Source organism: Chryseobacterium arthrosphaerae (assembly GCF_001684965.1).
GTDB lineage: Bacteria > Bacteroidota > Bacteroidia > Flavobacteriales > Weeksellaceae > Chryseobacterium > Chryseobacterium arthrosphaerae.
Map to the genome: position 1 here is coordinate 120,042 of NZ_MAYG01000023.1, position 14,999 is coordinate 135,040.

The window sequence follows — 14,999 nt, forward strand, 5'->3', positions numbered from 1 at the left end:
TTAAATCAATGACTCAGAATATCAATAAACTTAATACAGCCCTTACCTATGTGAAAGATACATTTGTAGGGAAAAATGATGTGGTAGACCTGCTCGGAATCTGTCTGCTGGCACGGGAAAATGCTTTTTTATACGGACCTCCTGGAACCGCCAAATCAGCCATTGTAAGAACATTGGCGAAGACCGTAAAGGATGGAAAAAATTTTGAATACCTGCTAACCCGTTTCACCGAACCGAACGAGATTTTTGGTCCTTTTGATATCAGAAAATTAAAAGAAGGCGAGCTTCTCACCAATACGGAAGGGATGATGCCGGAAGCCTCCATGGTATTTCTGGATGAGATCTTCAACGCCAATTCAGCGATCCTGAACTCGCTCCTGATGGCACTCAACGAAAAAATATTCAAAAGAGGAAAAGAAACCAAGCATTTGCCAGCACTCATGTTTGTGGGAGCAAGTAACGTACTTCCGGAAGATGAAGCCCTGAATGCCCTTTTCGACCGTTTTCTGGTAAGAATCAATGTAGATTATGTAAACCCTGAATTATTGCAGCAGGTACTTTTAGCCGGAAGAAAGCTGGAAAATGAAGAAGAAACGGAAGTACCGGAAATTCATGCTGCTGAAATAAAAGAGCTTCAGAACCTGTGCCGTACAGTAGATCTGAAACCGATTTATGAGGTGTACCTGAATACCATCATGAGCCTCAGGAATACGGGGATTGCCATTTCTGACCGTAGAGCGGTAAAACTGCAGAACCTGATTGCCGCAAGCGCTTTGATCTGTGGCAGAAACGAAGCGGTACTTTCTGACCTTTGGGTACTGAAGCATATCTGGGATACGGAAGAGCAGATCGAAATTCTGGAAGGAATCATTAACAGGACCATAGAAAAAGATGACCATCCGAAATCACATCCGCAGGCAATGCAGAACAAAACACCGGATCCGGAAGAGGTGATGAAAGACGTGAAAATCCTGGTGGATAAGTGGAATGCCGGCCCCGTGAGCTTTGAAGAACAGAATGTAATTAAAGATAAACTGAGATACCTGCAGACCCGTTGTGACTGGATCAGGAATCCTGAGCAGAAGCAGTATATTCAGCAAGAAATTGAAAGCTTATGGCAGAAAATCCTTCAAAGCATATAAAAGAATTCTGGGCAGAACTTCCCCGTGCTGATGAAGATTTTCTGGGCTCAATCAGAGACTGGAAAAATGTTCAGATTGCAATGGAAGATGAAACCCTGTGGCTGAAAGGCTTTACAGACGAACAGGCTGTGGCTCCGGAAATACAGCAGCTGCCGGATTTTATCCTGTACGAGCTTCGTGACGGCCTTTTATTCAGAAAAGATGCATTGGTTCCCAGCAGAAAAGTGAGAACTGCATTGCTCTGGACACCGATTGATAAAGCTTTGCGCCTTACTTTCCCGGTATCCAATAACAATTATTTCGGAATTGATGAAAAAATTCATGTCGCATTGACGGAAAGTCTTGAAGAGCAGCCGGTAATTGCCTTATTGAGCCCATTATCTGAAATCAGGGAAAGCATGGCTGCCATTCCGAAATTTAAGCTTGAAAAAATACAATGGACAGTGATAGGAGATAAAGCACTGTTTCTGGGAACTCCGTTATTAAGCTTACCGGGGAAGACCTATTGGAGCAAAGACGGCCATTTACTGCCCGCCGGATTGGATTTTGAATTTAAAAATCTAAGCAGGCTGCTGCAGCAGAAATACAATAAAGAATCAGAGGGATGGCTTTTATGGGATGAAAACGGAAATTGTCTTTCCATAAAAAGTACAGATTTCCGGCCGCTTTCCATCAGTTCATTCCGCCTTACTGAAAAATCAAAAGAATGGAACTAAGGACCTATTTCCAGTCCTACGAAAACTATTTCTGGGAATGGAAGACCGATGAAGATATTCCCGGTGATGCCGGATATAATGATTATAACCTCCTCTCGGTACCCGGGGTGGGAGCAATTGCTTACAGGCCTTATGTCATGGAGATTCTTAAAGAGCTTCAACCGCAGGGATGGCCGCCATTCGGGGCTTTGCTGATGGTTTTATATGCGATGCAGGACGGGTATGTAGATTTTGCAGGTCCTTTGAGACGCACTGCAGATTTTTACAGCACAGGAAATTTCGAATTCAATGCAGAAAAAGAAATTGAATTTCTTGAGAAAATACGGTCACTTCCTGCAATTTATAAGCAGAAACAAAATAAAGTTGCATTGCTGCAGACGCTGTTTCATAATGGTCACAACAGGATATCTGCCCTTTTTGCTGATGCGAACCTGAAGGTCTATTATAAAAGGCCCTATGAGCTCGCCGTAAGTGCAGAAAAACAACATGCCGGGCCTTCCGTTTTAAACCGGGATCTGAGCGCTTTGGATCTGAATGAAAAATTTCCTACCGTCCAGTCCATTATGGATGCTATGAAAGGCTTTATTGAAGAACCGGAACTGGATGATGAAGTCATAGAGGAAGAAACAACGGCAGATACAGACAACGATTTTATCCGCGAGCTGATTGAGGAACCGAAAACGTTCCAGGTAGGAAGCCTGATTAAAAGAATCTGGAGCGGACTGAAAATTCCGATGCGTCATCTCTCTCCCGGTGAACAGCCTGTAGGAGGAATTTCAGATATGACCAACAAAGGAGATTTCCACAGGATGCTTCTTTCAGAATTTGCCAATGAAGATGAGGTCTTCATGAACCGTGTGGCCAATAATGAAGCACTTTATATTCAAAGGGAAATTCCGCCTGAAGAAAATATTTTTGAAAGAATAATCCTGATCGACACTTCCCTGAGAAACTGGGGAACACCGAAGGTATTGGCTTTTGCATCTGCCATAGCCATCATCAGGCATCCGAAAGCACATTCTCAATGTAAAGTAATGGCTCTGGGGCAGGCAGCGCTTCCGGTTTCTCTTCAAAAAGTAGAAGATGTTGTTGACAACCTTAACCAGGTAAGCCCGGTTCTGGAAGTGTCAGAAGCTTTGGGAAAATTTTTCAGTGAACAGCACACCGAAAAAGACATTGAAGTTTTTTTTATTACCCATCAGGAAAATATGGCCGATGAAAAAATTCAGCGGATCGTTCATCAGAATAGAGACCGTCTCAAATTTTTGGTAACCACTACTTCAGATGGTGAACTTAATTTTTATAAACATCATAAAGGAACAAGAAAGCATATTCAAAAAATAAAACTGCCTCTTCAGGAACTTTGGGCCAATCCTCCGCAGCAGAAAGCAGCCGGCATCAATCTGAATGGAAAGAAAACCGATCTTCCGCAAAATTACCCGATCTTATTTCCGGCTCCGGTCAATAAGATCGCACAGTTTTTATACGAGGGAGAATTTTTTATTTTAAGCTCAAAAAAACAGCTGCTGAAAACTTACCTTTCTGATAATTATTATGACAAGCATTCCTATGATTATTATAAAACCTATCACGGATGTGAAGTCCTGTTTGAAAATATCTCCATAAAACCGGCCGGGAAATTTGCCTTAGCAAAAAATAAACAGCAGCACTTTATTCTTTGTCAGTATCAGCCGGCTAAAAAGCTAATATCCAAGCTGAACTTAAATACAAAAGAATATTCTGAACAGAATGTTACCGGATTAAACATTCCGGATTCTTATGAGCTTATTTATTTTGGGAAGAGCTTTTATCTTCACCAGTATGCCAATCCTTTACTGTATAAAATAAATATTGAAGGAAATCTGTCGGTAGAAACCATTTCCGGAAAAGATAAAGAAATTGATAAAAACAATACAAAAGCAGTAGCAGAGGTTGAAAAACTGAACCGGAGCGGACTGAAAATTATCAACAACTTTAATAAGGTCGGAATCAATATGTATGGAGATCTCGTCGTTTCAGGGAATAAACTCTACAGCCCGGATGAAAACCTGCTGGACTTTTCCAAAAACAAATATGAGATAACAGTTTTTGCTGAGCAGAACAAAAATAAATTTACCTTTCCCGATGGAAGCGAAATCATCACAGATTCCCGGGGAATGTTGACGTTCAGGAGTAGTAATAAAAGTATTGAAGAATTTTTTATCCCCTCCACACTTGGCGGATTCCTTTCCCTGGCTACGTATACAGAATTTGGGGGATCGGAATATTATCTGCCGGAACATTCTCTGCTGAAAGTAAAAACAATGGATGAGATGTGTGACCGGTTTTTAAAAGCATTTATAGAACAGATCTTGGATTATGGAGCTTAGAATTAAACCTTTTCCGAAAAACAATTATCCCAGAAGAGGACTTTTGATCAAAGGTTCTTCCCCTTTGATATGGCTTCAGGAGATGGAAACGCTCGGGATACACCTGAGTTATGTAAAGTCGTACGCGATCCCGGCAGACAGCCCGAATGTGTTGTATGGATGTTTTCTCGTTTTTACGGAGCATACACCCCAGGAAATCGGCCGTAATGCTTACTTTCAATGTGTAGATGACCGGTTATTCATTCCTGAAAACACCACATTCTACCCAAAAATCAATCCTGAGGACTGGCAGCAGCTGGATTCCCGTTTTATCATTATGCATCCTGACTTCGGGCTGGTAAAACTGTCCGAAGAAGCAGACTGGATCTCATTCATTCAGGAACCCGGAAAAATAGAAGAAAATATCAGAAGACCATTGAAGGGTGTTACAATTCCTCAGAAAATAGAAAGCTACACCGTTGAAATGGATGATGAAAAAGTACTGGAAACATTACAATCCAAACCAACTGAAGAAGAATGGATGAGCAATCTTCCGTTTGACCTGAAAAAGGTGATGGCCGGTAATAAAAAGGAAATTGAAAAATATCTCGCATACATTGAAAAATATCCTGAAAGAGCCATAGAGCTGGGAGTACCTTTAGACATTATGGGAACTTCCAGAGGGGATGGCTTTGCAAAATTCACATGGCTGGAAGGGTTGTTTGGAAATTCAGGCGGTAAGCCGGAGAGCCCGGGTACCAGAAACTTTCGGAGGATATTCTGGGCAATTATTGTTGTGGCAATTGTTTTAAGAATAGCATTACCATCGGATAAAAATAAATCGGAGCAGAACGAAATCGTTTCTTCAGGAAAGATTGTCACTGATGCTGTAAAAGCACCTGCAGATATGCTGGCATTCCAGTCCGGGATCTCTGAAATTGATCAGAAGATCGACTCTATGTATCATCAGAAAAGAAAAGGGCTGTCGAAAGAACTGATCAATGCCGGAATCATTGAATCCAAAACCAAAGAAGCCAAAGAAAATTATAAAAAAGCCGGCGGAAGAGAGGTAGGAGAAATTGGAAAAGACGTCGAAAAGCTTGTGAACCATGAAAAAAAGAGCAGGGATTCTTTAAAAATAATTTATACAAAAAAGATCAGGAAACATATTGAGCAGAAAACAGAAAAGCTGAAACGTAAAATATCAGATTCCCTGAAACAGTTTACTAAGGGGAAACCTGTAAACGGAGAGGTTGTAGGATATCTTGTAAAGAAAAGACAGGTACTGATGGCAGATTCATTGGGAAGACTGTACGGTACCATAGATATTGCAGATCCTTCTTCGGCATCCATTGATCAGTCTAAAGTAAAAACTATCGGTACAGAAGGCACTCCGCTGGAAACAAAGGCTCCTGTATCAGATATTCTCTATATGGTTATATTGATGATAGCCGGTGTCGGACTGTATTCTTTCTTATTTAAAAATAAATCGCTGAATCTGGGTGGTGACAATGTTCCTGCCTGGGTAAAGATCCTTTTGATAGCAATACTTGTGGCCATGTTGGTGTATCTGTTTTATCCGTTGGTGAAAATGTTCGGCTACAACTGGTTTGTATGGGTGCTGGTCATTTGTGTGATGCTGCTTCTCTACCGCCTTTTCAGAGAAGATAAAACCATTTTAAATTCCGAAGATGATGAATAAGCAGAAATTTATAGATAAGTTTATGGCAGCCTTTGTGCTGCTGGCTATGTTTAAGATCATCGGAATCGCAGCCCAGCTGTTCCATGAAAGCTTCTGGAGCGTTATCGGGACATTGGTGATCTTTCTTGTGGTAGCCTTTATCATCCTTCTCGTCATCACTTCTTTAAAAGATAAAGAACGCAATGAACGCAGGGCAGGAAAAAGAGGGGCCGGCGGCGGGAGCTTCTATCTGGAAAATTCCCTTTTCGACAAAATCCGGAGTAAATATGAGGAACTTGCCGGGAAATATATTGCTGAAAAAGACTATAAAAAAGCAGCCCAGGTCTATATGAATCTTCTTCAGGATCATTACAGAGGCGCCAAAACCCTGGAAGACGGCGGATTTTATAATGAAGCCGCAGCAGTGTATCTTAAGAAATTAAAAAATAAGTCGAACGCTGCAGCCTGCTACGAAAAAGCGAAACAGTACAAAAAAGCCATTGATCTTTATAAGGAAATGCAGCAGAAAGAAAAAGTGGGGGATCTCTATAAAGAAATTAACGATCTTAAAAATGCTCACACTTATTATCAGATGGTTGCCGATGATTATATCTCCAGTCATCAGATGGTAAAAGCGTCCCTTATCTATCGTAAAAAGATGGAAAACACGGATGAAGCCCAGAAAATATTACTGAAAGGCTGGAATGAAGACAAAGATCCGTTCAACTGTCTGAATAATTATTTTGCCAATATTTTTGATGTGAAAAAACTGGATACAGAAATCAGGGACTTGTATGAGAAAACACCTGCTCACAAAAAGATCATCTACCTTGATGCAATGAAATATGAATTTAAAAAAGACCCGGCATTACAGATGACAACCAGAAATATTGCATATCAGATTATTTCCGAAAAAGTGGAGACCCGCTCAGAGATTGTGAATGAACTGAAATACTTTAATCCGGATGATGAGGTGATCCTGAAAGATATTTCACGGTTTAAAACGGGGAGGAATAAGATGTTTAGGAATTGAAGGTAAAAGATCTTATTGCATGATTGGATCAGTAGAGGCGGGCTTTAGCCCGGCTAAATTAAAATAAACCAAAATTCCATCGGTTTTAGCCAAAATTCAGATTATCAAATACTCGTACAAAGGCCATTATCAGACTCTGTTCTATTACTCTGCTTTAGAAAAATTATAAAATAATATCAAAAAGATTTATCTTTGCCCCAGAAAATTATGACAATACAAAGAGCACATATCAATGCAGAACTATTCGAAAGTCCTTCTAATAAAGGATTATTCGGATATGATGGGGTGATATGGAATGAGGCGAAATGTGCTGACTTTGGAAATTATTTACTGTAAACTCGTAAAAATTTAATCAAAATATAGCAGAAACGCCTCGATTTTTCGAGGCGTTTTTTGTTTTTTAGGTCAGAAATTATTTAGAATGAAAAAAAATAACCATAAACATGAAAATTTTTTAAATCAAAATGAACAATTAATAAGCAAATAAAGAGTGATAAGTAACCCAGTGAGAGACAGTCATTTAGGTATTTAAGGAATCCGCAAAGTATTGCGGACAGAATTTTCTTATGCTTAAAATTTAATTTAATTAATTGATTTTCAGATAGTTGAATTGAAAATTTATTTGCGAGTTAAAAAAAATCATATTTACTTTGCAACCGAAAATTGAAAGCAACAGGTTTTCAGGATTCAATTAAAAATAATTTAGAAACAAACAAAAATAAAATGAAACAGTTACACAACATATTCAATCTACATTCAGAACTATTCGGCCAGGAGCCGGCAGGAGGATTGTGTATTCTTGGAAGTGAAATTGTGGATGAAAGGTGCTTATATACGTGGGTCAGCTAATGATCTCTTACGTAAAAATAATATAAAGCGCCTCCCGAAAAGAGGCGCTTTTTTTATGGTTTCTTTAGCTTATTTGGTAAAGCGCCGGTCTGTGGAACCGGAGAACAGGGTTCGATCCCCGGAGATACCCAAAATATACAATCTCATAGCTCAATTGGTTAGAGCATCGACCTGATACGTCGAAGGTTGAAGGTTCGAGTCCTTCTGGGATTACAGATACAATCTCATAGCTCAAATGGTTAGAGCACCGGTCTTTTAAACCGGGGGTTGAAAGTTCAAATCTTTCTGGGATTACAAAGGTTCATGGTATGTTTCCGATCCGGCTGTCTCCCGGAGAAGAAGCAGAAATGAACCTCAGAACTGGAAAGATAACGGTGGTTGTTTACCTGCCTTGGACGCAGGAGGTCGCAAGTTCGAATCTTGCTTTCCAGACTATTGGTTCCATTAGCATAGTGGTAAGTGCATCCGGCTTTCTACCGGACGACAAGGGTTCGACTCCCTTATGGAATACAGAAGGTTTCGTAGCTCAATTGGTTAGGGCATCGACCTGATACGTCGAAGGTTGAAGGTTCGAGTCCTTCCGAAACTACAGATGATTTTGTAGCTCAATGGCAGAGCACCGGTCTGTTAAACCGGAAGTTGAAAGTTCGAGTCTTTCCAAAATCGCAACTAGTTAAATGTTAATTGTTTCAGAAGAAAAAAGTGAAAGTTTGTCGGGAGCAGAAGATCTTTACGCCAAACACGAAAAATACAGACAGGCTTTCCTTTTCTCAAACATCACAGTTAGAATTTAAATAGGCATATCATTTATAAAATTTTAGGTAAAAATAAAGTTTGTTGAGCGCAGAAGTTCTTATATCAACAATTTTAGACAGACTTTGTTTTTTTTATCTGATGGTTCGCCGAAGTGGAAGAGTCGGGGCGGTCTGCAAAACCGTTGTGTAAACTGAGTGGGTTTGAATCCCATAACCATCTCAATAAAAGAGATCAGATATCAGGAAGAAAAATATCACTCTTATGAAATATCCTTTATTAATAAAAGAAAAAGGCTGTCGAGCGCAGACGATCTTTAGCCAAACATTCAATACAGACAGGCCTTTTCTTTTTTTAGCAGGAATTTAATCCGGAAGTACGCCGAAGTTGGGGCAGACTGACATGAGGAACGAATTGAACGATTCCTTTGAAAAATGAAAATAAGCAGAGTTAAAATCTGTTGCTTCATTGCTGAGTAGGTTCGAATCCTACTACTTCCACACACCGCTGATAATGTAACGGCAGCATGCAGGAAATATACTCTTGTTGTTCAGGTTCGATTCCTGGTCAGTAGGTTTTAATGCTCTATTCGTCTAACGGTAAGGACGCCTGCCTTTCGAGCAGAAAACAAGGGTTCGATTCCCTTATAGAGTACTCAATGTGAATGAACTGGTCAATACTTAATTGACAATAATACCATGAAAGTTCAAATTTGAAAAATAATTGGCCGGTTTTCATTCACAAAAAATAAGAAAAGAAAAGGCCTGTCCGGCGCAGAAGATCTTTAGTTAATAAAAACAGAGACAGCCTTTTATTTTCTTAAAACAAAAAAGTAATGATGATTAATGATCACTTATACACAATTTAGGAAAAGAGAAAGATTGGTCAGGCGCAGAAGATCTTTACAAATAATAGCAGGCATAGTTTATAAATATAGACAGAGCTTTCTCAAACCTGAAATATAAGCAGTCAGTAACTATGATAAACACATCGTTATCATATGACTTATTACCCATTACTCATTACTCATTACTTATAAAAAACTGCGGGAATGGTGGAATGGCAGACACTCTTGACTTAGGATCAAGCTTTTGGGGGTTCGAATCCCTCTTCCCGTACCACGAAAGATGAGCAATATTTAATGAGCAATGAGTAATTATTGGATACCGGTAAGGTTTTTAGTATTACTCATTACAGATTACTTATTACTTATAACGTCCGGAAGAGTGGTGTAGCAGGTCTGCACGCTAGTCTGAAAAACTAGAGGTACAGGTTCGATTCCTGTCTGTTCCGCTAAACATGAGCAATATTTAATGAACAATGAGTAATCATTGGATACCTGACAGGTTTTTTAGTATTACTCATTACCGATTACTTATTACTCATCATCTATATCGGCTGGAGGTTAGAAAAACAGCTCCTGGTCATTATCAACAATCAGTATGAATTATAAACAGACATAGAATAATTTAAAACATGTAGAAAAAATGGAAACGCAACAACAAACATGGCAGAATATGAACGGAAAAATTTTCCAGGACTCTATCACGCAGCTGGTAGAAAAAGCCATCATTCGCGAATTAGCTAACGGACACCGTCTGAAAGTATGTGTGGGATCAGACTCTCATGTATACGGAGAGGCCATCAATTATGCTACGGCAGTAGTATTTATTCGTGAAGGAAAAGGAGCGTTTACCTTTATCAGAAAAGAAAGAGAAATACAGAGTATCAGTATCAAGGAGCGAATGCTGAATGAAGTTAACAAATCCGTAGAGATTGCATACGCTATCTGTTCTGTATTGGATGCTTATGGTGTGGAAATGGAGGTACACGCAGACATTAATACCGACCCGGATTTCAAATCCAACGTTGCTTTGAAAGACGCAATGGGATATATTCTGGGAATGGGATATGTGTTTAAAGCAAAACCCTTTGCTTTTGCTAGCTCCAACTGTGCTGATATGATGGTATAATCTTTTGAATATAAACATGAAAACAATTTTAATAATCAATGGGGAAAATTACTGGAAAGAGTATTTTTCAGGATATGAAGTGGTTCAGAAGAAAGTTCAGACCTCAGAATTTCTCGTAAAAGATTCTTCCCTATATGTTGTGGATGCAGATGGCGTCTGCAGACCGGATGTGATTTTCTGGAGACTGGGAGCGGTGAATCCTGAAGCCAAACACAGAAATATTCTCGAATTGATCGATTATTCAGGAGTTCCCTGTGTTAATTCAGCTTCAACATTATTAGTTGGATATGACAGATTATCAATGCTGAATAAAATGAAAAAGCTCGGATTACCTGTTATAGATTTCAATACGGCTACCAGCACCAGACAACTGAAAAATCTGGCGATAGAATTTCCTTTTGTAATTAAAGTTGGAAACCATCACGGTGGTTATGGCAAAAGCCTGGTAACAAATGATGCGCAATGGGAAGAGTTGAAAGACCTTCTTTTTATTCACCAGGACTATGTAACAATTGAAAAGTTTATTGACTATCGATATGATATCCGGTATCTGGCCGTACATGATAAGGTTTGGGCCATGAAAAGAAGAGGGAAGTACTGGAAAGCTAATTCTTTGACCCAGGAATATCAGATGACTGAGCCGGAAAAAGAATGGGTAGAGAAAGTAAAACTGTTACAGTCTGAAATCAAAGCAGATATTGTGGCCATTGATGTACTGGAAACAGACAACGGAGAAAAAATAATTTTAGAATACAATGATATTCCAGGTCTTTCAGGGTTTCCTGAAGATGCAAAACTGGAATTGGCCAATATTGTAAAAAGAAAATAAAAGAACCTTTAAAAAATAATAACCATGTTTTTTTTAATCCAGGCTAATGTATATTTAGATCCGGATCACCCTAAAATTTTTGATGCATTGGAAGAATTGAACATTGATTATGAGGTCATTAATATTCCGCCAACCGCAGAAAGAATAGAATTTGAAGCAGACCGTAAGGATGTTTTTGTATACGGTTCGGTAACCATTGCAAGACTGGCTACACAAAATTCAGACTGGTTTCCCGGTTCTTTTTACGGAGGCAACCACCTGTATGAGGTATATGCCAGGCATTATGGTAAAAATCTTCTGAATCACACAGTTTCCGTTCATAAAATCTCTGAAGGGCTGAGCTGGAAAGAAGGAGAGACAAAATTCATCAAACCTTACAGCGAAGCAAAGATCTTCACAGGAAGAGTATTCACAGAATCAGAATGGAAAGACTTTGTTTTTGAAGCATTGGAAATTAAAACCAATAGAATTACCCGGGAATCTCTTGTTCAGATTTCTGAAGTCAGGCGGACTATAAAAGAAGCCAGGCTCTGGATCGTAGGCGGGCAGATCATTGATGGTGGATATTATAAATTTAATGACAATGCACCCTTTGAAGAAAAAGTTTCAGATGACGGATTCAGGTTTGCCAATGAAATGATTCAGATTTTCAATCTGGCAGAAGCTTTTGTAATGGATATCTGTTTAACAGATGAAGGCTGGAAGATCGTTGAAATCAACTGTATCAACAGCTCAGGATTTTATCCCAATACCAATGTGAAAAGTGTGATCAAAGCATTGAACATCTACTTTTCAAAATAAAAAATAATACTATGACTCACAATAGAATAGCCGTTGTAGGCTTACACGAGCAGGAATACGAATATATAAGGAAACATTATGACGGCCTCATGATCTGGCATCAGTCAATTCCGAAAATAAAAGTGATTGACGGAACATTGTATGTAGAAAAAGCTCAGGGGGTAGGAATGCTTCCGGTAGACAAAGTGGTGTATCATGGCATCTTTGAAGAAGATCTTGACTTCATTGCCGGACTGGCGTTGTGGAACGGACCCTGTTTTCCTGATGCTCATGGAATGCTGGATTGCAGGCTGAAAATTCCTTGCCTGGCCAGAGCGATGAAATATTCAAAATTTAATTCTCCAAGAGGATTTATTTCTGAAGGCGCTTATGTGAATACAGAAACTGAACTTGTCGCCAAATGGGGCAACTGGCATTGTGGAGAGAATAAACATAAGTTCACAGGAAGTTGGGAAAGTTCAGAAAATGCAGTTCTTGAACCTTATTTTGAAGGGGAAGCGGTAAGAATTTTAAATATCGGTGGAAAATCCTGGCAGATAAAACTGGAAGGAGGTACATGGCTCAAGTCAATTCATCCTGATGATGCCGGATTTATGGAAATTGATCCTGAACTTCTTGAAGATACCCTTACTTTAAAAGAAAAGATAGGAATGACGGTGATCGCCAATGATTACATCGTTCAGAAAGAGGGGACAAAACATTTGCTGGAGATCAATCACATTCCGAACATCACAAGATTTGAAGAAGTAAGATTACATTTTCTGAAAACTGTGGTAGATTGGATTCATAAAAATTAAAACAATGGAAAAGACCAAAAGATTACTGTTTCTGGATGATGTGAGATATCCCATTGAGGCCTATCATTACACTAAACAGGATATTTTCCTCAGAAGCGACTGGCATATCGTTCGGAATTACGGGCAGTTTGTCAGCAGGATTTTGGAAAAAGGACTTCCGGAAATGATCTCTTTTGACCATGACCTTGCCGATGAACATTATCTGAAACCGGACGCCCAGGAATTTGTAGAAAAAACAGGCTACGATTGTGCAAAATGGCTTACCGAATACTGTATGGAAAACTATTTGGATTTACCCGAATTCCATTGTCATTCCATGAACCCTGTAGGAAAGAAAAATATTATCAGTCTTTTAGAAAACTTTAAAAATTGTAATGGATATTTTTAGATTGATTCAGGATATCAAAGCTCATCTGAAACTCAGTTTCGGTGAAGTTGACAGGTGGTTTGAAAAAGATAAAGACACGTTGAACTATAAGCCTTCTCATGGAGGCTGGACGGTTCGGCAGATTTTGGAACATATTTATCTTACGAATTTCTACCTGCTGATCCTCATTGAGAAAGGAGCGAAGAAAGCAATGCGGAATGCCCCTGATCTGGATCTGGAATCCGAAATCAGAAACTACAGCTTCAATAAAGAATATTTTGAAAAAGTAGGTGAATATGGAGCCTTTGAATGGATAAGACCGGAACATATGGAACCGAAAGGAGAAATAGAATCAAGTGAAATAAGAAACTTAATTACTCAGCAGTATCATCAGTGTATGAGGTATTTGGATCTGATGAAAAAGGGACAGGGCCTTCTTTACAAAACAATGATGACGGTGAATGAACTGGGAAAAATAAACGTGTATGAATACATTTATTTCCTCTCTCTTCATGCTCAGAGACACCTTACCCAGATGGAAAATAACGAAAGGGAACGATTAAAAAATTAAAGAAATGATTTTCAAAACATATAACTCTATAGAAAATGCTTACCAGACCCGTGTGATCGATCAGATCAGATTACAGGGTTTTGGGGATGAGGTTTTCATTGTACAGGAAAAAGTTCACGGAGCTAATTTCTCTTTCTTTACCGACGGAAAGGAAATTAAGATCGGGAAACGAACTGCTTTCATCGAAAAGGATGAAAAATTTTTCAATGCACATCAGATTCTGGAACGTTACAGAAAAAATGTAATAGAAGTGTTCCGGAAGGTAAAAAACAGGTATCCGGATGTTGAAACTGTAGTGATCTACGGTGAATTGTTCGGAGGCGGTTATAAACATAAAGAGGTAGAACCCGTAAAAGATGCTGTGAAAGTGCAGAAAGGAATTGAATATGCACCACACAATGACTTCTACGCCTTTGATATTAAGCTGAACGGAATTACCTATTTGGATACGGAAATCATCAACCGGATTTTTGAGGAAACAGGATTTTTCTATGCAAGAACCTTGTTCCAGGGAACGCTGGAGGAAGCTCTGAGGTTTCCCAATGTTTTCAATTCAAAAATTCCGGGTTGGTTTGGCCTTCCTGAATTAAACAATATGTGTGAGGGGACCATTATTAAGACTTTAAAGACCAGATATTTCGGAAATGGTGCAAGAGTAATTCTGAAAAATAAAAACGAAAAGTGGATAGAAAAGTCAAAAATGGTCAGAAAACAGGAGAAAACTGTTCAGAAACACCTTCATTTCAGCGAAACCGCTCAAAATATCTGGGAAGAGATCCAAAGATATGTAACGGTAAACCGGTTGAATAATGTTGTAAGCAAGATTGGCGAATTCGAACCTAAAATGACAGGTAAGGTAATTGGTCTGTTTGCCCAGGATATTTTGGAAGATTTTGAAAAAGATTTCCCGGCAGTTTTTACAGCCATTGAAAAAGAAGAGCAGAAATGGATCAACAAAAAGCTGAATACTTTGGTGATCAGTCTTGTAAAAGAAGAGTTGATGACTCTTAAAGTTTAAGTTTCGGTAAATTTTTACCGGAACTTTTTTATGTATAAACTTAACCATATCCCGGAAAATCGTTGAATAGACGTATTTTTTCATAAAATTTCAGTTGAAGACGTCAATTTTTCCTTCTCTG

General features: G+C 39.0%; 13 protein-coding genes and 11 tRNA genes. All 24 read left to right on the top strand.

Annotation, left to right across the window (positions count from 1 at the left end):
- The first annotated feature begins 8 nt into the window (after window positions 1-8).
- The 24 genes from BBI00_RS19595 (at window position 9) to BBI00_RS19705 (ending at window position 14,878) form a co-directional block, all read left to right on the top strand.
- Window positions 9-1,142, top strand: a complete 1,134-nt coding sequence (locus tag BBI00_RS19595) for an AAA family ATPase (RefSeq protein ID WP_065400541.1) — start codon at window positions 9-11, stop codon at window positions 1,140-1,142.
- Window positions 1,115-1,858 (top strand): hypothetical protein, encoded by a 744-nt coding sequence (locus BBI00_RS19600; RefSeq protein WP_065400542.1) that lies wholly within the window; start codon window positions 1,115-1,117, stop codon window positions 1,856-1,858. The genes BBI00_RS19595 and BBI00_RS19600 overlap by 28 nt, the downstream gene beginning before the upstream one ends.
- On the top strand, window positions 1,849-4,227 hold the full coding sequence (locus BBI00_RS19605) for a hypothetical protein (protein WP_065400543.1): 2,379 nt from the start codon (window positions 1,849-1,851) through the stop codon (window positions 4,225-4,227). The genes BBI00_RS19600 and BBI00_RS19605 overlap by 10 nt, the downstream gene beginning before the upstream one ends.
- A complete protein-coding gene (locus BBI00_RS19610; protein WP_065400544.1) occupies window positions 4,217-5,908 on the top strand; it encodes a hypothetical protein in 1,692 nt (563 codons plus the stop codon). Before BBI00_RS19605 ends, BBI00_RS19610 begins: the two co-directional genes overlap by 11 nt.
- Complete coding sequence (locus tag BBI00_RS19615; RefSeq protein WP_228394802.1) at window positions 5,898-6,920, top strand: soluble NSF attachment family protein; 1,023 nt, start codon at window positions 5,898-5,900, stop codon at window positions 6,918-6,920. The genes BBI00_RS19610 and BBI00_RS19615 overlap by 11 nt, the downstream gene beginning before the upstream one ends.
- A gap of 207 nt (window positions 6,921-7,127) precedes the next feature.
- A complete protein-coding gene (locus tag BBI00_RS19620) occupies window positions 7,128-7,256 on the top strand; it encodes a penicillin-binding protein (protein ID WP_065400545.1) in 129 nt (42 codons plus the stop codon).
- Between the two features lie 576 nt (window positions 7,257-7,832).
- A tRNA-His gene (locus tag BBI00_RS19630) sits at window positions 7,833-7,900 on the top strand.
- 8 nt (window positions 7,901-7,908) lie between these two features.
- Window positions 7,909-7,982: transfer RNA gene (locus BBI00_RS19635), tRNA-Ile, on the top strand.
- 7 nt (window positions 7,983-7,989) lie between these two features.
- Window positions 7,990-8,063: transfer RNA gene (locus BBI00_RS19640), tRNA-Lys, on the top strand.
- Between the two features lie 66 nt (window positions 8,064-8,129).
- Window positions 8,130-8,201 (top strand) — tRNA-Pro (locus BBI00_RS23445).
- Between the two features lie 6 nt (window positions 8,202-8,207).
- A tRNA-Glu gene (locus BBI00_RS19645) sits at window positions 8,208-8,279 on the top strand.
- Between the two features lie 5 nt (window positions 8,280-8,284).
- Window positions 8,285-8,358: transfer RNA gene (locus tag BBI00_RS19650), tRNA-Ile, on the top strand.
- 5 nt (window positions 8,359-8,363) lie between these two features.
- Window positions 8,364-8,435: transfer RNA gene (locus tag BBI00_RS19655), tRNA-Asn, on the top strand.
- Window positions 8,436-8,662: 227 nt separating this feature from the next.
- Window positions 8,663-8,744: transfer RNA gene (locus BBI00_RS23450), tRNA-Cys, on the top strand.
- A 360-nt stretch (window positions 8,745-9,104) separates the two neighbouring features.
- Window positions 9,105-9,176, top strand: a tRNA-Glu gene (locus BBI00_RS19660).
- A 391-nt stretch (window positions 9,177-9,567) separates the two neighbouring features.
- Window positions 9,568-9,643 (top strand) — tRNA-Leu (locus BBI00_RS19665).
- A 99-nt stretch (window positions 9,644-9,742) separates the two neighbouring features.
- Window positions 9,743-9,815: transfer RNA gene (locus BBI00_RS19670), tRNA-Phe, on the top strand.
- 194 nt (window positions 9,816-10,009) lie between these two features.
- Entirely contained in the window at window positions 10,010-10,495 is a 486-nt protein-coding gene (locus BBI00_RS19675; protein ID WP_065400547.1) for a ribonuclease H-like YkuK family protein, read from the top strand.
- Window positions 10,496-10,511: 16 nt separating this feature from the next.
- Window positions 10,512-11,324 (top strand): ATP-grasp domain-containing protein, encoded by an 813-nt coding sequence (locus tag BBI00_RS19680; protein WP_065400548.1) that lies wholly within the window; start codon window positions 10,512-10,514, stop codon window positions 11,322-11,324.
- A 24-nt stretch (window positions 11,325-11,348) separates the two neighbouring features.
- Window positions 11,349-12,125, top strand: coding sequence for an ATP-grasp domain-containing protein (locus tag BBI00_RS19685; RefSeq protein ID WP_065400549.1), 777 nt, complete (start codon window positions 11,349-11,351; stop codon window positions 12,123-12,125).
- An 11-nt stretch (window positions 12,126-12,136) separates the two neighbouring features.
- Entirely contained in the window at window positions 12,137-12,922 is a 786-nt protein-coding gene (locus BBI00_RS19690; protein ID WP_065400550.1) for an ATP-grasp domain-containing protein, read from the top strand.
- A 4-nt stretch (window positions 12,923-12,926) separates the two neighbouring features.
- The gene (locus tag BBI00_RS19695; protein WP_065400551.1) at window positions 12,927-13,310 is read left to right on the top strand and encodes a cyclic-phosphate processing receiver domain-containing protein; all 384 of its coding nucleotides are present in this window, start codon (window positions 12,927-12,929) and stop codon (window positions 13,308-13,310) included.
- Window positions 13,297-13,860: a DinB family protein gene (locus tag BBI00_RS19700; protein ID WP_065400552.1), complete on the top strand. Its 564-nt coding sequence runs from the start codon at window positions 13,297-13,299 to the stop codon at window positions 13,858-13,860. The genes BBI00_RS19695 and BBI00_RS19700 overlap by 14 nt, the downstream gene beginning before the upstream one ends.
- Window positions 13,861-13,864: 4 nt before the next feature.
- On the top strand, window positions 13,865-14,878 hold the full coding sequence (locus tag BBI00_RS19705; RefSeq protein WP_065400553.1) for an RNA ligase, Rnl2 family: 1,014 nt from the start codon (window positions 13,865-13,867) through the stop codon (window positions 14,876-14,878).
- Window positions 14,879-14,999: the final 121 nt, after the last annotated feature.